Source organism: Sphingobium nicotianae (assembly GCF_018603885.1).
Classification (GTDB): Bacteria; Pseudomonadota; Alphaproteobacteria; order Sphingomonadales; family Sphingomonadaceae; genus Sphingobium; species Sphingobium nicotianae.
Genome location: NZ_JAHGAW010000012.1, coordinates 169,068 through 186,088, shown reverse-complemented (window position 1 = coordinate 186,088; position 17,021 = coordinate 169,068). Strand labels below are relative to the sequence as shown.

General features: G+C 62.2%; 10 protein-coding genes. 3 read left to right on the top strand and 7 right to left on the bottom strand.

What is annotated here, in order from left to right; translation table 11 throughout:
• The first annotated feature begins 10 nt into the window (after nucleotides 1-10).
• The gene (gyrB, locus tag KK488_RS17795) at nucleotides 11-2,548 is read left to right on the top strand and encodes a DNA topoisomerase (ATP-hydrolyzing) subunit B (protein ID WP_214625045.1); all 2,538 of its coding nucleotides are present in this window, start codon (nucleotides 11-13) and stop codon (nucleotides 2,546-2,548) included.
• Nucleotides 2,549-2,850: 302 nt separating this feature from the next.
• Here the strand turns inward: gyrB and KK488_RS17790 are convergent, their stop codons facing one another.
• The 5 genes from KK488_RS17790 to KK488_RS17770 all read right to left on the bottom strand — a co-directional run bounded on the left by KK488_RS17790 (nucleotide 2,851) and on the right by KK488_RS17770 (nucleotide 10,133).
• The gene (locus tag KK488_RS17790) at nucleotides 2,851-3,720 is read right to left on the bottom strand and encodes a c-type cytochrome domain-containing protein (RefSeq protein ID WP_214625044.1); all 870 of its coding nucleotides are present in this window, start codon (nucleotides 3,718-3,720) and stop codon (nucleotides 2,851-2,853) included.
• Entirely contained in the window at nucleotides 3,717-5,399 is a 1,683-nt protein-coding gene (locus tag KK488_RS17785; RefSeq protein ID WP_214625043.1) for an ankyrin repeat domain-containing protein, read from the bottom strand. Before KK488_RS17785 ends, KK488_RS17790 begins: the two co-directional genes overlap by 4 nt.
• 82 nt (nucleotides 5,400-5,481) lie before the next feature.
• Nucleotides 5,482-6,810: a DUF1552 domain-containing protein gene (locus KK488_RS17780; protein WP_214625042.1), complete on the bottom strand. Its 1,329-nt coding sequence runs from the start codon at nucleotides 6,808-6,810 to the stop codon at nucleotides 5,482-5,484.
• A gap of 45 nt (nucleotides 6,811-6,855) precedes the next feature.
• Complete coding sequence (locus KK488_RS17775; protein ID WP_214625041.1) at nucleotides 6,856-7,686, bottom strand: VOC family protein; 831 nt, start codon at nucleotides 7,684-7,686, stop codon at nucleotides 6,856-6,858.
• Nucleotides 7,686-10,133, bottom strand: a complete 2,448-nt coding sequence (locus KK488_RS17770; RefSeq protein WP_214625040.1) for a DUF1592 domain-containing protein — start codon at nucleotides 10,131-10,133, stop codon at nucleotides 7,686-7,688. The genes KK488_RS17775 and KK488_RS17770 overlap by 1 nt, the downstream gene beginning before the upstream one ends.
• Nucleotides 10,134-10,347: 214 nt before the next feature.
• On the opposite strand from KK488_RS17770, the gene KK488_RS21730 reads away from it, so the two are divergent.
• The gene (locus tag KK488_RS21730) at nucleotides 10,348-11,124 is read left to right on the top strand and encodes an IclR family transcriptional regulator domain-containing protein (RefSeq protein ID WP_214625039.1); all 777 of its coding nucleotides are present in this window, start codon (nucleotides 10,348-10,350) and stop codon (nucleotides 11,122-11,124) included.
• 120 nt (nucleotides 11,125-11,244) lie between these two features.
• A complete protein-coding gene (locus KK488_RS17760) occupies nucleotides 11,245-12,099 on the top strand; it encodes a hypothetical protein (RefSeq protein WP_214625038.1) in 855 nt (284 codons plus the stop codon).
• Nucleotides 12,100-12,472: 373 nt separating this feature from the next.
• Here KK488_RS17760 and KK488_RS17755 read toward each other — a convergent pair whose 3' ends face one another.
• Nucleotides 12,473-14,965, bottom strand: coding sequence for a TonB-dependent receptor (locus tag KK488_RS17755; protein ID WP_214625037.1), 2,493 nt, complete (start codon nucleotides 14,963-14,965; stop codon nucleotides 12,473-12,475).
• A 66-nt stretch (nucleotides 14,966-15,031) separates the two neighbouring features.
• Nucleotides 15,032-16,102, bottom strand: coding sequence for an alpha/beta hydrolase (locus KK488_RS17750; protein WP_214625036.1), 1,071 nt, complete (start codon nucleotides 16,100-16,102; stop codon nucleotides 15,032-15,034).
• Between the last annotated feature and the right edge of the window lie 919 nt (nucleotides 16,103-17,021).

Genomic DNA, 17,021 nt, shown 5'->3' with positions numbered 1-17,021 from the left:
TATACTCGATATGACGGACGAGACCCCGAACACCCCCCCGCAAAACGAAAATGACTATGGCGCCGACAGCATCAAGGTGCTGAAGGGCCTGGACGCGGTGCGCAAGCGCCCCGGCATGTATATCGGCGACACGGATGACGGCTCGGGCCTGCATCACATGGTGTTCGAGGTCAGCGACAATGCCATCGACGAGGCGCTGGCCGGCCATTGCGACCGGATCGACATCACGCTCAATCCCGACGGATCGGTAAGCGTCACCGACAATGGCCGCGGCATCCCGACCGGAATCCACAAGGAAGAGGGCGTCTCGGCAGCCGAGGTCATCATGACCCAGCTCCACGCGGGCGGGAAGTTCGAGAACACCTCCGACGACAATGCCTACAAGGTCTCGGGCGGCCTGCACGGCGTGGGCGTCAGCGTCGTCAACGCGCTCTCCGAATGGCTCGACCTTACCATCTGGCGGGACGGCGAGGAGCATTATATGCGCTTCGCGTTCGGCGACGCGGTCCTGCCGCTCAAGGTCGTGGGTCCGGCGCCGATCGTGAATGGTGCCCCCCAGAAGGGCACGCGCGTCACCTTCCTGCCCAGCCCGGCCACCTTCAAGATCACCGATTTCGACTTCGAGAAGCTGGAGCATCGCTACCGCGAGCTGGCCTTCCTCAACTCGGGCGTGCGCATCTTCCTCAACGATGCGCGTCACGAGGAGAAGAAGTCGGTCGAGCTTTTCTACGAGGGCGGCATCGCGGCCTTCGTCAAATATCTCGATCGCAACAAGGTCTCGCTGATGCCGGACCCCGTCGCGATTTCCGGCACCCGCGACGACGTCACCATCGAGGTCGCGCTGGAGTGGAACGATTCTTACTACGAGAATGTCCTGTGCTTCACCAACAACATCCCGCAGCGTGACGGCGGCACGCATCTGGCGGCTTTCCGCGCCGCCCTCACGCGCACGCTCAACAATTATGCCGAGAAATCGGGGACGCTGAAGCGCGAGAAGATCGCGCTCACCGGCGAGGACATGCGCGAGGGATTGACCGCGATCGTCTCGGTCAAGCTGCCCGATCCCAAGTTCAGCAGCCAGACCAAGGACAAGCTGGTCTCCTCCGAGGTGCGCCAACCGCTCGAAAGCCTGATGGCCGACAAGATGGCCGAATGGCTGGAGGAAAACCCCGCCCACGCCAAATCGATCATCCAGAAGGTGGTCGATGCCGCCGCCGCGCGCGAGGCGGCCAAGAAGGCGCGCGAGCTGACGCGCCGCAAGGGCGTCATGGACATCGCCTCGCTGCCCGGCAAGCTGGCCGACTGCCAGGAGCGCGATCCCGCCAAGTCCGAGCTTTATCTGGTCGAGGGTGATTCGGCCGGCGGCTCGGCCAAGCAGGGCCGCGACCGCCATTTCCAGGCGATCCTGCCCCTGCGCGGCAAGATCCTCAACGTCGAACGCGCCCGCTTCGACCGGATGCTCGGCAGCCGCGAGATCGGCACGCTCATCCAGGCGATGGGCACCGGCATTCGCGACGACTTCAACCTGGAGAAACTGCGCTACCACAAGGTCGTGATCATGACCGACGCCGACGTCGACGGCGCGCATATCCGCACCCTGCTGCTCACCTTCTTCTACCGGCAGATGCCGCAGATCATCGAGGGCGGGCATCTCTACATCGCCCAGCCGCCGCTCTACAAGGCGACGCGCGGTCGCTCGGAAGTCTATCTCAAGGATGAAGCGGCGCTCGACCAATATCTGGTCGACAATGGCGTCGACACGATGGTGCTCGAAACGAGCCACGGCCCGCGCACCGGCGCGGACCTGCGCCACCTCATTGATCATGCCCGGCGCATGCGCGCGCTGATGCGTTATGTGCCCAAGCGCTATGACGGTGCGATCGTGGAAGGGCTGGCACTCGCCGGCGCGCTTTCAACCGAGCTCGATGCCGATGGCCGCACCCAGGCGATCGCGCGCGCGACGGCATGGCTCGATTCCGTCGATGCCGAGGGGCGCTGGGCCGGGCGGATCTCCGCCGAGGGCGGCTATCATCTCGAGCGGCTGGTGCGCGGCGTTACCGACCACCACATTATCGAGGGCGCCTTCCTGACCTCCGCCGAGGCGCGCAAGCTCGATGCGCTGGCGCGCGAGCAGATCGATCTCTATGCGACCGCCAGCCGCCTGCTGAGCACGCGCTCCGCCACGCAGCAGGCCCAGCAGGAAGCGGCACCCGAGGTCGACGAGGATGGCGAGGAGATCACGCCGGCGCAGACCGCCGTCTCGGCCAAGGGCGCGCTGGTTACGCGGCCGTCGGAGTTGCTCGACGCGGTGCTGACTGCGGGTCGCAAGGGTCTCGCCATTCAGCGCTACAAGGGGCTGGGCGAGATGAACGCGGAGCAGCTCTGGGAGACCACGCTCGATCCCAACAATCGCGCCATGCTGCGCGTCGAGATCGAGCAGGCGGACGTGGCCGACGAGATCTTCACGCGCCTGATGGGCGACGTGGTCGAGCCGCGCCGCGAGTTCATCCAGGACAATGCGCTGAACGTCGCCAATCTCGACGTCTGAGTGAGAACGCGTACCAGCTTGGCCTCAATTCCGGAACTGCTCGGCTCAGGCCCCGATCATCGAACTCGGACAAGCCGGCGTATCGGCGCCACAGCTGTCATCCTCGCCATGTCGGATTTCGTGGCGGCGCGCCTGCATGAGGGAGACGTCATCGGCAGGATGAGCTGTGCGCCGTGGCGATCTGGTGCTTGACCTTCTTGAGCTCGTAGATCCGTGCGAGTTGGCTTTTACCTGCGGCGATCGGCCCCATCAGCAGCACTGACGCGCGCGGGAGCGCGAAGCGACGTGCCCGATCTCATCGATTAGGAGGCGACAGCCTTCTTTAAGGCGGCGTAGACGTCGGCGGGCGGCGCGAGTTTGCCGACGAGCCCCTCCTTTGGTGCACCGACGCTGATCCACCAGCGGATTGCCTCTTTCTGGGCTGCATCGAGCGGTGTCTTGTTATTCTTGGGCATATAGTCGAAATTGTCGCGCGGTAGCGTGATGCGACGGTAGAGATCGCTCTTACCCGGGTCCTTGGACGCGATGATCGGCCCATCCTCGCCGCCCTTCATCAGCGCATCATAATGCACGAGCGAGAGCCCGCCGCGCTTCTTGTCATCATTGTGGCAAGAGCCGCAACGGTCGCGCAGCGCGGGCGCCACGATGTCCAGATAGATGTCCGCCTTGGCGATGTCCGTGACCTTGGGACGTGGTGCATCTTCCGGCGCGCTTTTGCCGCCTCCTGCCATGGTCCGGAACGGCCCGGGGGCGAACTCGGTGAGATAGGTGGATCCGTGGGTCAGGTTTCCACCCAGATGGCCGGTGATCGAGAGGAGCAGGACGATCGCTGCCAGCGGCACCGGCCAGACCTTGGCGAACATCGCCGGCGCTTCCAGTCGCCAGGCCCAGACGAGGATGGCGGCCAGCGCCAGCAATGTGCCTGCCCAGCGATGATGGTTGACCGCCGGCCCGGTGAAGCCTGGCTCCGAGGCGTGCATATAACCCAGTGCCACCGTCACCAGCGCGGTGAGCGCGCCCGCCAGCCAGACGAGCGATACGGCCGGCCCCAGCGCCGCAAAGCGCGCTCGCCGCGACAATATTTCCATCAACACCGCCAGAAGCAGGATGCCGATCGGAAGATGGAGGACGAGAACGTGAAAGCGGCCGAGAAAAAATATGAAATCATTCATCGGCGCTTAGCCCTTCCCCTCTGTTGTTGCCCCGGCCGGACGATCGCATTCACCGGCTTCGCGCCGCCGAGGCCGCCCAAACCGCCCGGACGGACGAGACCGCCAGAGCTCGCGCCACCGGCAGTACGCCCCGGGCCCGTCTTGACCGGCGCCTTGCTGCCCTCGCACTGCAATCCGCGCGCCGCGCACAATTGTTCGATCAGGGCGATCGTGCTGGGTTTGGCGACCGCCGGCAGCGTCGCCAGGAACACGCCGTGCGCCCAGCTGAGCGCCGTGCGCCCCTGATCGTCCGCATCCTCCAGCCGCCCCCCGTGATCGACGAGGAACCGCAGAATCTTGTCTGCCCCCCGGTTCGCAGCGCCATGCAGCGCCGTGACCTTCATCGAGTTTGCGGCGTTCACATCCTGCCCATATTTCATGCAGAGCTTGATCGCTTCGATCAGTTGGTCCTCGCCCTCGTCATAGGTCTGGTAATAGACCCAGTTGACTCCCGCAGCTGCCATGAGCGGCGTGGTGCCGCGCAGTGTCGCGATGTTGGGATCCGCGCGATATTTGATCAGCAGCTTCATGACGGTGACGTCTCCCGAGAGGGCCGCACGCAGGAATGGCGTCTGCCCGGTGAAGTCCACCCAGGAGAGCGAACCGCCCTGCATCAGGAAGTTCCGCGTCGGGGGATATTCCTTCAATCTCGCATTGGGATCGGCGCCCTTCTGCAGCAGCAGTTCGATCACCTTGAGCACGGCCGGGCGGTCGACGTCATGCTCGCCCGAGGTGTCGCTCGGATACTCGACATTGCGCATCTCGACGGCCGACCAGAGCGGCGCGCGACCATAAAAATCCGCCGCATTCACATTGGCGCCCTTGCCGATAAGGAAGGTTGCAATGTCCATGCGATTGTTGAGGATCGCCATGAGGAGGGGCCGAACCGCATTGGCCTCGCCCTGCTCGATCGACGCTCCGGCATCGACCAGCATTCTGACCGATTCGAGGTCGCCGCCACGGGCGGCATAAAGCAGGGCCGTCATGCCGCCCGGCGCGGCGGCGCGCTGCCCCTGTGGCGGGACGCCGCCGCGCACGATCCCGTCGCCATGCGAGCCATTGCCGAAGCCGGGAGGCGTAAATTTGGGCACCGGGCCGAGCGTCGTCCTCGCGTCGATCTTCGCCTTCGCCGCCAGCAGTCTGCGCGTCACTTCGGGATGAGCATACCAGCCGGCCAGCATCAGAGGCGTGACGTTATGGACCTTGTCGCTCGCATCGACCGCCGCGCCAGCATCGAGCAGCATATCGACGATCGCGGCCGAGCCCCCACGCGCCGCCATCATCAGCGGCGTCTCGCCCCGCTCGTCCGGTGTGCCAGGCTTTGCGCCTGCCCTGAGCAGGATTTCCGCAAGCTCATCCTCGCCCTGATTGCTCGCCAGATGCAGCGCGGTGAGGCCATAGCGGTTCGCCCGGTTGACGTCGGCGCCATAGTCGATGAGGAGCTTGAGCGTCGCCGCATCGGAATGATGCGTGGCCCAGAGCGCCGCCGGTGTGCCGTCCTGGCTCGGCCGGTTGGGGTCCGCGCCTTGTTCCAGCAACGATCGGACAGTTGCCGTGTCCTGGTTCCGTGCTGCCTCCGCCATGCGCAGGCCGAGCGCGCTCGCCTGCTCCGCTGGCAGGACAGGCGCGCGGGGACGCATCTGCTCAACCGCGAGGAGAATGACGACAACGGCAAGGACCAGAATGATCGCGATCGCGGCAGGACGCCGCGGCAGAGACAATCTAGAGGTCCACGACACCGGTGCTGTCGCCGAATTTATCGACATTGATGTTGGCTTTCTGAAGCATGGCGAGAAGCAGATTGGACACCGGGGTCTTCCGGCCCGGCCCCGTCCGGATATGGCGATTGCCCCTGATCGCGCCCGAGCCGCCACCCACGACAATGAGCGGTACGGGATCATGATTGTGCACGTTGCTGTCGGCCATGCCGCTGCCCCACATCAGCATGCTGTTGTCGAGAAGCGTTCCGTCCCCGTCCGGCGTGGTCCTCATCTTCTCGAGCAAATAGGCGAACATGCTGACATGATAGGCATTGAGTTGCGCCAGCTTGTCCTTGTTCGCCTGGATGTTCGAATGATGCGAGAGCGGATGGAAGGCCTCGCGCACACCGCTCTTGGGATAGATGGCGTTGCTGTTCTCGACCGCGAGCATGAAGGTCGAGATTCGCGTCATCTCGGTCTGCCAGGCCAGCACCTGGAGATCGAACATCATCTTGATATGATCCTCGAAATCGCTCGGAATGCCGACGGGCGTCGGGGGAAGTTCGAGGTCGCCGGCCGCCTGTTGATCCGCAAGCGCAACACGCCGCTCCACTTCGCGCACGTCGGTCAGATACTGGTCGAGCCGCTGCTTGTCGGACGCGGGCAGGCTGCGCTGCAGGGCCGAGGCTTCGCCGACCACGCCATCGAGAATGCTGGCGGCCTGCTGACGGCTTGCGGCGCGCGCATTGGCGTCCTTGCCGTCGCCGAACAGCCGCTCGAACACCGCCTGCGGATTGCGCTCGATCGGCAGCGGCGTGTGCTCGTCCCACCAGGCGAGGCTGTCGCGATAGGCGCAACTCCAGCCTTCGCCGCACGTGGAAGAACTCCCCTCCAGCCCAAGCTCCAGCGATGGCAGCGGCGTATCCTGACCGATCTGCCGCACAGCGACTTGATCGACGGTCACGCCGAGACGGTTCTCATTCTTGTGCATGGCCGCGCCGCTCAGATAGCTGGCACAGCTGCTGGAATGATTGGCCGCTGCCGAGGCATCCTCGGTATAGGCCAGCGGCAGCGCCATATCGCTGACCACGTTCAGCCATTGGCGATAGGGTTCAAGCGACCGCAGCGTGGGCGACATGGCAAAGTTTGCGCCGTCGGTCGCCGGCATCCATTTATCCATCACCGCGCCATGCGGCACATAATAGAAGCCGAGCCGGGTGCGGCGCTTGGGCGAAGACTGGCCAATGGCCGCCGGGAGCATCGATTCCAGGAATGGCAAAGCCAGCGCAACATCACCCATGCCGCGCAGCAGTGTCCGGCGAGACAGGTGCTTTTTGGTGATATAATGCATCTCACTCAACCTTTCTGACCGGCCGATCCGGGCGTGAAGCAGCCCTCACACCTTGACCAGTTCGACCTCGAAACCGTCCAGATCCGTGAACCGCAGACGGGCATCGCTGGCGCCCGGCGCGACGCTGGCGCCCAGCTTGGCAAGGCCCTTCCCGACCTTGGCGGCATCATACGGGCCGACACGAATGCCGACGCGCTTGAACCCGGTATTGCCATTCACGGCCTTGGCGAGCCGCACGGTCGTATCGGCCGCGCGATACCAGATCTCGCCTGCATCCCTGGCGCGAACACGCGCGAAGAAGCGGTCGTAGAATTTCGCTGCCCGGTCGAGATCGGCCACGCGCAGCAACACATGATCCATCCCGAAGGGCTGGACGAGGCCATAGCCGCGCCCGAGGATGCGATCGGCCGGTACATTGGTGTCGACGAGCCCGGCCGGATCGGGGAGCAATTGCAGCCCGATCTTGTCCGGATCATTCACAAGGCCGCGCCCCCCCGGCGTCAGGCCGGCGGCGGAAATGGCGGCGTTCATCTTGTCACGGTCATAGCCTTCGACCGTCACGCAATAATGGTCCATGATCGGCTTGGGCAGGCCATCGCGATGGCCGACGGCGATATAGGCCTTGCCGATCATCACGTAATAGCGAAGCGGGGGATCCTTTTCTCTGAACAGGCCATGCCCGAACACCGAGCAGTAGAAGGTCGCGCATTTCGTGACGTCCGGCACGGTCATGGCGAAATGCTCAAGACCGGTGGTAATGAGCGGCAGTTCATCACCCCGCAAATCGGCCGCAAATGCAGACCATCCGCTCGCGAGCAGCGGCAGGCCAGCCGCGGCGATTAGCAAGTGCCGGCGATTGGGACTGTCGATATCCATCAGGCAGCTTTCCTCTTCTTCTCGCTTTTGGGTGGCTCGGCCTGGGTCGAGCGCACCGGTCCTACGCCGGCGATCGGGCCGGGCTTCGTTCGGGTCTGGAAGGGCTGGCTTTTGACGATACCCAGAACGAGCGATACGAAGCGGTTATTCTGGCGCGATGCGTCGTTCAGCACCTGCCGGATGGCTGGCATTTCGCGATAGGTCACTGGCCGCCCAAGCGCATAGGTCATCAGCTTGGACGTTGCGGTCGCAGTGAAGGCATCCGAGCGCCTGAGCAGCGCACTGCGCAGATCCGCAATGCCATTGAGCTGCGTACCGTCAACAAGGCTCCCGGTAGCATCGATCGGCAGCTTGCCATCCAGCGTCCGCCATTTTCCAACCTGATCGAAATTCTCCATGGAGAGGCCGATCGGATCCATCATATTGTGGCAGGTTGCACAGACGGCGCTCTTGCGATGGATTGCCAGCCTTTCCCGCAACGTCGTGGGCGTCTTGCCCGCCGCGTCAAGATTGACCTCTACGCCGGGAGGTGGCGGCGAGGGCGGTACGCCGAGAATATTGTCCAGCACCCAGGCGCCACGAATGACCGGCGAGGTCCGGTTGGCCACGGCGGTCACGGTGAGGATGCTGGCCTGACCGAGCAGACCCCGACGCGGGCTGTCCGCAGGGAGAGCAACGCGCCGGAAATAGTCGCCCTTGATGCCAGGCATGCCATAGTGCCGCGCCAGCCGCTCGTTGACGTAAGTATAGTCCGCGTTGAGCAGTTCGGTGACGGGCCGGTCGCCACGCATCACGCTCTGGAACAGCAATTTGGTTTCCTGCCCCATGGCGTAGCGCAGATTATCGTCGAAATCCTTGCTCTCGCGCTCGGCGCTGTCGAGCTCCTTCAGCCGGAACCATTGTTGGGCGAAATTGTCCGCGAGCGCATCGGCGCGGCGGTCCGCGATCATCCTGCGCACCTGTCGTTCCAGCTCAGCGGGCTGAGTAAGCTTCCCGCTGATCGCCGAGGCCATAAGCTGATCGTCGGGGGCGCTGCTCCACAGGAAGAAGGCGAGGCGTGACGCCAACTCGACCGGGTTCACGGCATAGATGATGCCGGGCGCGATGCCGCGAGGCTCCTGCTCCACCTTGTAGAGGAAGCGCGGATCGACGAGAATATAAGCCAGCGCGCGCTGGACACCGCTCTCGAAATTGCCAGTCTTCCGGCCCAGGTCATAATAGCGCATCAGCAGGTCCATCTCCGGCGCCTGTTCCGCGATCGGTCGCCGGAACGCCTGGCTCGCCAGCCGCGCGACGATGGTGCGCGCGCACGTCCGCTCCTCGTAGGGCTTGCGCGGGTAGCAGGTGAATATCCGGTCGCGGCTGACGGTCCTGCCGCCACTCTTCGCCCTGAATGGTCCCTGGACGGCGAAGTCGACGATCGCGCCGCGAATATTGTAGGTGGAATAGATATCGTCGACCCCCGGGCCGAGGTCGTTATCGCGCAGCGCCGTCGTCACCGGATATTCTCCAGCCCGGACGTGGACCCAGGCCTTGCCGTCCTTGTCGACGGGGAAAGCCTTGCCCGCGACAGTCAGGTCGACCTTGGGCAACTTGCCCCCGCCAAACTTCTGGAAAAGCGTGCTGCCCGCGCCAAGGCGCACTTCAAACATATAGTCGCCCTCGACCGGGAACAGCACCATCGTGCGCTTGCCCCCGCGCGTGCCGAGCGGCAGACCTTCGATGTAGCGATCATTATTGAGCTTGTGCGGGAGGGTGAAGACGCGCCGCGACGAGGTCAGGTTGGGATCGCCCACCGCAAGCTGGCTGATCTTCATGCCGGCATTGAGATAGCCCTGCACAAGCGCCGGCGAGGTGGTGAGTACTTCACCGATATTGTCGAAACCTTTCACCGCGGGGTCAGGCGGCAGCAACGTGGTCGCGTCGACATGGATACCCAGCATGTCACGGATCACATTGCCATATTCGGTGCGGGTCAGGCGGCGCAGCACCGTGGGCGCCGGTGCCGGATTGGCGGCGTCGAGCCGGGTCGTGATCGCCCGGATCATCTCCATGTTTTCGCGCTCGGTCGGGCGCGCCGAGCCAGCCGGCGGCATCATCCCGCTCGTCAGGCGACGCACGGCCGCTTCCCACATCTCGCCGTTGCGGTCGGGATTGCTCAGGCTCATCTGGTCAAACGCAACGCCTGCGGTTTTCTCGACGCTGTCGTGGCACCCCATGCAATATTTGCCGATCAGCGGATGCGGCGCCTTGGCGATCATACTCGACTCGACGATCTGCGGATCCTCGCCAGTCTTCACCGGAAAGACATAAGCCAGCAGCGCCAGCAGGACGACGGAGCCGACAATCACCAGGTGCCTGATACCGCGGCCGCCCTGAGCGATTGCGGTGCTATCGTGATCGCGCCACAGATAACCGCGGAATTGTGACGCGGCGACGTGTTCCATTTTCGCCTTCCCGCCCCTCGCTTAGAGCCGTCTACTGCGGTCTGCTTTTACCGAAAAAATTTCCGGCTTTCTGCTATGGTTCCTTGCGCCTCTTGTCAAGCGAAGGCAGTTGCGCATTTGACGGCGCGTCCTATTGAAACGGCGCGATCATCGGGAATGGCGCGCGAGCAGGTTCGGCGCTATTTCGGCCCGGCCTTGGCAAAAGGGAATGTGAGTGAGCACCACCCGCGCGAATGATGATGAATTCATTCCTTCGCTTGAGAAGGGACTTGCCGTCATCGAACTGTTCAGTTCGGACAATCCCGAATGGACCCTCACCCAGATTTCCCGTGAGCTACAGCTGACACCGGGCAGTACGCGCCGCATCCTGCGCACACTCGAACTGCTGGGCTATGCCGTTTCCAACGAGGGCCGCTTCCGCCTCACCGCGCGCGTGCTCAATCTCGGTTTTGCCTATCTCGCCTCGCAACCTTTCGCGAGCGCCGCGCGTCCGCTCCTCAGAGAACTGGCGACCAGGCTCAGCAGCAGCTGCATCATCGCCGTGCTCGACGGCCGGGACGTCGTCTATATTGCGCGCGAGACCTACGTGAAGTTCGATCATCATTTCGTCCATGTGGGCGCGCGCTTCCCCGCTTATGCCACCGCGCCGGGTAAGGTCCTGCTCGCGGCGCTGCCGCCGGAGGAACTCGATGCGCGCCTCAAGGAATTGAAGCTGGAGGCGTTCACGCCCAACACCGTCCCCTCGCTGGAGGCGCTGCGCGAGCAGCTCACCCTGACGCGCGAGCGCGGCTGGGCGATCAATGATCAGGAAATATTCCTCGGCCAGCGGTCCATCTCTATACCGCTGACGATCAGTGGCACCCAGTCCGCGGCGATCCTTGCCGCCACCTCGGTCAGCCAGATGCCCCTCGACGGGCTGGTCAGCGAGTTTCTGCCGGCGCTCAGGAGCACGGCTGAAGAAATCGAGAAGGTCGCCTCGGTCCTTCTCTAGCGCCGGTCGCTTCTCTTCATCCGTCCCGAAGCACATAGCCTCATCCGTTGCGCTTCCTGCAACACTCGTCTAAACATTGCCGGAAATATTTTCGGTAAATGGACAGATACGAGGTCGGCGATGGGTGAAAACAACGGGATCGATCAGCCCATTTCTGCCCAGGGCCTGCCCCTGCCCGCGCTCGATCGGCGCAAATTCATCGCCGGGCTGGGCGGTGCCGCCGTCCTGGCCACAATGACCGCCGAACAGAAGGCCGATGCGCTCGAGGCGCATCTCAACGAGACGCTGACGACCGCCAAAAAGACCTTCCCGACCGTCGCCCAAGTCAATGCGCAGATCAACACGCGGACCTACCGGCGCGGTGTCGGCAAGCTCTTCGCCGGTCAGGAGGGCAATGTCGGCTATCTTCCCGACATGCCTGCCAAACCCACGCTGACCGACTTCATTCGCTTGCGTCTGGAGGGATCGCGCGACCATTGTCTGCAGAGCGCGCACCTAGCGAAAAGTCGCGGGATGGACGAGGAGATCATCCTCGCCTGCCTGCTGCACGATCTCCCGATGTCGCTGATGCGCAGCGAGCATGGCTTCTGGAGCGCCCAGCTTTTCGAGCCCTATGTGTCGGAGAAGATCACTTTCGCAATCCGTCACCACGCCACGCTCCGATTCTTCCCGGACGAGAAGGCGGGCTATGAATATCCCGACCTTTATCGCAATATGTATGGGGAGGATTATGTTCCTCCCGCTCATGTGCAGGCGGAATACAAGATGGTGCGGGCGCATCGCTGGTACATGTTGCCGCGTCTCGTCACGGTGAACGATCTTTATTCGTTCGATCCGAATGCGAAAGTGGACCTGCGCGAGTTCGAGGACATTATCGGCCGCCACTTCCGTCAGCCCAGGGAAGGCCTCGGGTTCGACGGTTCGAACATCGCGCATATGTGGCGATCAATCTCCAACCCTGATTCACCCTTATGAGCGTCGGAAGGGAAAAAACCGATCGCACGAGCCACGGGAAGTCAAGGCGCGCCAAATAAATGGCCGATGCTTCGGTGACGCCGGCCGAACGCGCCACGCCCGCAAGATATCGTGACGCTTGATGCCGTTGCTGATCGACGCGTTTATCATCTCTTCCCTCGATCGAGCGAATGTCGTCGTTTGCAGGACTCGCAGTCGCTGCTTTCGCATCGCCATCGGCGCTTCAGTTTGTAGCGGTTTGCCCCGCGCGGCGGCAGGAATTTACGGCATCAAGGTCCGTATCTCGCGGTTGTGAGCCGGTCCTTTTAGCGCGCACGGCGGCAGCGGGCACAGCTGAGCAGCGGGGCGGCGTACGCCGCTCCGCTGCTCAATTTTAGAACTTCTTGGCGACTGTCAAATACCATTGCCGAGGTGGAGCAGGTTGCGCCTCGGTATAGGCCGCGCCCAAGGCCTGTGAATCGAACACATTGTAATAATAGACTTTATTGAACAAATTGGTCACGCCAAGCGCGACTGAGAAGTCATATTTGCTGTTCTCGTAAGAGATGCGGGAATTGAACACCGAACGGGCCGGCATCAGCGAGTTGAAGACTGTCGACGTGCCTCCGACCACCTGGCTGGATTCATAGGTCCAGTCGAGGCGCGGCGTGATGGTACCGTCAATCTGGCCCACGGGAATAGTATATTGAATGCCGCCGTTCGCGGTCCAGAACGGATTGTTCTGGCGTTTGTTGACCGCTCGCGCGTCAATATCCGCCGCCTCAAGCTTGGACCATCCGACTGAACCATTGATGAGCAGGCCATCGACCGGCGCGATGGTGTATTCCGCTTCAAACCCGCGAACCGTGGCCGGCTGGTTGCGCGGATAAGTTCGCCCGGTGCACTGAATGCCCGTGTTAGTCGGAAGGACGGCGCCGCAGGTGGTCGAACCCGGAGGGCCGCCGGGCAGCGGCACCAGGGTGCGATTGCCCGCCAATGGGTTGCCTGCGGAATCGAGCAGCGCTTCCGAGCCGGAAATCGTCGTCGGACGATTCTTGAAGTCAGTGTAGAAAGCAGCCACGTTGAGCCGCACGCGCCGATCGAACAGGTCGAGCTTAGCGCCCAGTTCGTAGGCAATGTCTTCGTTGCCATCCAACTGGTAGATCTGCGTCTTTTGCAGCGGGCGAGAGTTGAAACTGGGCAGCGAGTTGCCCGACGCAGCCGACGCATAGAGCAGGATATCGCGCGTGGCCTGATAATTGATGCCTGCCTTCCAGTCGATCCGCTTCTGGGACGGAACGATGAAGAACACCGTGTCCGAAGCGGGATTGGGCGTGGTGTCGACCAGATTCACGAAATTGACGACCTTCTTGTCGTCCGAGTAGCGCAAGCCGCCGGTGAAGCCGAGTTTCTCGCCAAACGGGCGGATCGTGCCATTGGCGAACACCGCCTTGCTGGTCGGATCGAAGGTCGAATTGATCGTCCTTTGGAACGCGCTGGCGGGCGAAATGAACAGGCCCTTCTGCCGACCATCCGCCTTGAAGTAGAAGGCGCCGACGACCCAGTCGATCAGCTCGGACTTTCCGGACAGCCGGGCTTCCACGGTCCAGTAGCTTTCGGTATTCGTGCCGAGCCGCTGCACGAGGTTAAGCGGCGACCCGTCGTCATCATAGGTCTGGGTGGAATCGAGCTCGCGATGCGAGACGACTGTCAGCAGGTTGATATCCGGCGTGATGTCCCAGCTCACCTTGCCGCTGACGCCCCAGTTGGTCAGATCGGTGAATGGTTCAAAGCGGCTGCCTCCACGGACCGACGTGCCGTTGACCTTGAACCCGTTATAATAAGTATTTCCGGGGATCACCGTACCCGCGCCGATCGGATCATTATAGGTGGCATAGGTTGTGTAGGGGCTGCCGGTCACGAAGCGGCTGTCATAGGCAATGCCGAAATAATTCGCGGCGGAGATGGTGTTGGGCGTAGCAACATTGCCCAGGATGCTGACGATGGTATCGGCGGCATTCTCGCTCTGATCGCGGATGTAATCCGCGCTCAGGGTGATCGTCAGATCGTCGGACGCCTTCCACAACAAGGACCCACGATAGGCCTGAACGTCTTCGCCGCCCATGTGCCCGATTGTGCAATCATCCGTCGACTTCACGTTCAGCAGATTTGAGTAGGGCAGGCTGCCGGCGAGCGCAGGCGTACCGCGTCGTTTCATCTCGCAGGTAAAATCGAGCATGCGCTGGTAGCCGGTGCGCTTCTTGGACAAAGCAGACAGGGACACGGCGACGTTCTGGCCAAGCGGCAGGTTGATCCCGGCGCGCAGTTCCCGGCGGTCATAATTGCCGATCGTCACCTGCACCTGGCCGGATGTCTCGGCGGTCGAGGGCTGCCTGGAAACGATGTTGACGGCACCCGCCAGCGAGTTACGTCCGAACAGCGTTCCCTGCGGACCGCGCAGCACCTCGATCCGGTCAATCTCCAGCAGATCGAAGTTTGAGCCCAGCAGAAGCGGATAATAGACATCGTCCAGATAGAAGGCGACGGCCGGCTCGACGGCGAGGCTCGTATCCGCCTGACCGACACCACGGATGGAGGCCGACACGCCCGGCCCAAATGCGCCTTGCGTCTTGCGGAACTGCGCGTTCGGAACCACGGAGGTGAGGTCGCCAATATTGGTGAGCCCCCGCTCCTCAAGTGCTTCCGACGTCACTGCCGTGATCGCGACTGGCGTGTCCTGAAGGTTGGTCGCCTGGCGCGTGGCGGTGACGACGATGTCCTCAATGCCGCTGCCCGACGCGGTATTTTCCTGCGCCCAGGCCGATGCGGCGCACAATGCCGCCGGGGCGGCCATTGTAACCATGGTTAGTCGATTCAGTTTATTCATATAATCTCCTCCCTATTTTTACATTTTTCATATGAATTTTTGAGTATTATCTATGATGAGTCATCATTATTTGACGATATATTCAGAAAATACATGGCCAAAAAATGGAAGTACGACGTCCTGAAATCGAGATTGGACTTTACTTGTGTGAGTCCCCTCATAGATTTCGAAGTTGTTATTGATGTGGTACGAATCCAGGACTTCATGCATCCGCGTAGCGGTCGGAACGATCGTGTCCTTGTCACCAACATCTATCCCGATGGCGCGATAAGACCGCAGTTCGGAGATATACTGGTCGATGAAGGCGAGCGGAGCATTGGCCGTCCGCGCCGCCATGACATCGGGGCGCGGTGTTCCATTTTCATCGACGGCAAGATCCACATACAGGGGCGGCTTGGCGGGATTGGGCGACCAGGCTGCGGCCGTCGCGAGCGGCCCCTGGATAGGGAAGGCGGCGCCCGCGGCATCGCTGGGACTTTTCATCGCGGCGATCGTCGCCACTTCCTTCTTCGTCAGCCCCTGCGTGCCCAGCGGCGCGAGACAGCAGGGCGACATGAGGTAAAGCGCGCCAAAACGCCCCGGCCGCTGCATCCCGATGCGCGCGGTGCCGTAACCGCCCATCGAATGACCCATCAGACCCCGGCCTTCGGGTCGGGGGATCGAGCGGTAATGGCTGTCGATATAGGCCACGAGCTCATCCGCGATGAAGTTCTCGAAATTGCCAGTCGTCGGGGAGTTGGTAAAAAATGCGCCCCCAAAGGCATTGTCGGCACTTGGGAACACCAGGATCATTTCCGGAGTGCCCCGGGCGAAAGCCGCCTGCGCGGCATCGACGATGTGGAACTTCTCGACCCAGCCCTGTCCCGTGTTCGAAAAGCCATGGAGGCCGTAAACCACGGGATATAATCGGCCAGGCTGCTTGTCGTAGCTCGGTGGCAGGATCACGGTCACGTCACGATCAGCAGGCGTACCGAGGAGATTGCCGGCTATCTCACGCGAATAGATCTTGATCTTCTCGATCCGCAGTTTCGGCCCATTGGCGACGACGGCGGGCGCCTCGGCTCCACTCTGCGCGCACACGGGCGATCCGCATGAGAGTGCCAGGAGAATACGGATAGAGTCCCTGATTCTTCGCATGCGCGCCTCCTAAGAAGCCTGTCGTTGCGCCTGACCGGGCTTCGCGGCACCGCGGCGAGGCCAGATTTTGGCGAGCCTAGTCTGATCGCCGCTCACTGCGGCAAACACCGCCGTCGCCCGACGCACGCGAGACTGCTCTGCTGATGGACATGCCGGTAATGACGGTTTTGCGGCTTTTGCGCCGCTCAATGGGGACATGCCCAAGAAAGCGCCACGCGGGCCAATGCCACAGACAATGCTCGCAACGGCCCTCTGACCCATCGCCCCCCTTTTCCAACGACGGAAGCCCGCTGTATCGCGGTCTTCTCAGCCCCTTTCCAACGCCGCCACGGATCGATCTGCATCCCCGTGCAGCACGACTCTTGCATTGCCGGAAAAATTTCCGTAAAAATGCGGTTACGCCGGAATCTTTTCCGCTGCAAGCGCTTTGCGCCCTACAGCAGACAAAACGAAAATTTCGAAACAAACTATCTTTCGATTTTTTGCTTAGATTTCGTGTCGCGATGACTCCAGCCGTCTTCCTCTTCAGGAAGAAAGGACAGCGCAGCTGGACCATTTACGCCGTCGCGAAATCGGACTGTCCTATTGGATCGCGTTAAAGCAGGAAGAGTTGAGGCATGCGGCTTTTGGCTCTTTCTGATCGTGAATACAGCAACATGGGGGGGCAGGTGCGCGGCATATACCGTTGCTGATAGTGTGGCCTCAGCATGACCTTTGGGCAATCCGGACTCTCGGTTTGGCGAGATGGGTTGCCAGGAACGACCGCTCGCATTTGGCCATGCTGGCTGGTCTTCCTCCGGACATAATAGCGGTGAGGCCCCGTCCCGCGATTTTGCTAACCTGCATCGATCGAGCGCGATAGACGTTCTTCAACTGACCGGGGTTTGAGTCGATGCATCATGGAGACGCGTCCGTATGT

Bases quoted from the DNA above. Each gene is read 5' to 3' on its own strand.
- KK488_RS17790 (WP_214625044.1), bottom strand. From the start codon at position 3,720: ATGAATGATTTCATATTTTTTCTCGGCCGCTTTCACGTTCTCGTCCTC.
- KK488_RS17780 (WP_214625042.1), bottom strand. From the start codon at position 6,810: ATGCATTATATCACCAAAAAGCACCTGTCTCGCCGGACACTGCTGCGC.
- KK488_RS17785 (WP_214625043.1), bottom strand. From the start codon at position 5,399: ATGCGTCCCCGCGCGCCTGTCCTGCCAGCGGAGCAGGCGAGCGCGCTC.
- KK488_RS17760 (WP_214625038.1), top strand. From the start codon at position 11,245: ATGGGTGAAAACAACGGGATCGATCAGCCCATTTCTGCCCAGGGCCTG.
- gyrB (WP_214625045.1), top strand. From the start codon at position 11: ATGACGGACGAGACCCCGAACACCCCCCCGCAAAACGAAAATGACTAT.
- KK488_RS17775 (WP_214625041.1), bottom strand. From the start codon at position 7,686: ATGGATATCGACAGTCCCAATCGCCGGCACTTGCTAATCGCCGCGGCT.
- KK488_RS17750 (WP_214625036.1), bottom strand. From the start codon at position 16,102: ATGCGAAGAATCAGGGACTCTATCCGTATTCTCCTGGCACTCTCATGC.
- KK488_RS17770 (WP_214625040.1), bottom strand. From the start codon at position 10,133: ATGGAACACGTCGCCGCGTCACAATTCCGCGGTTATCTGTGGCGCGAT.
- KK488_RS17755 (WP_214625037.1), bottom strand. From the start codon at position 14,965: ATGAATAAACTGAATCGACTAACCATGGTTACAATGGCCGCCCCGGCG.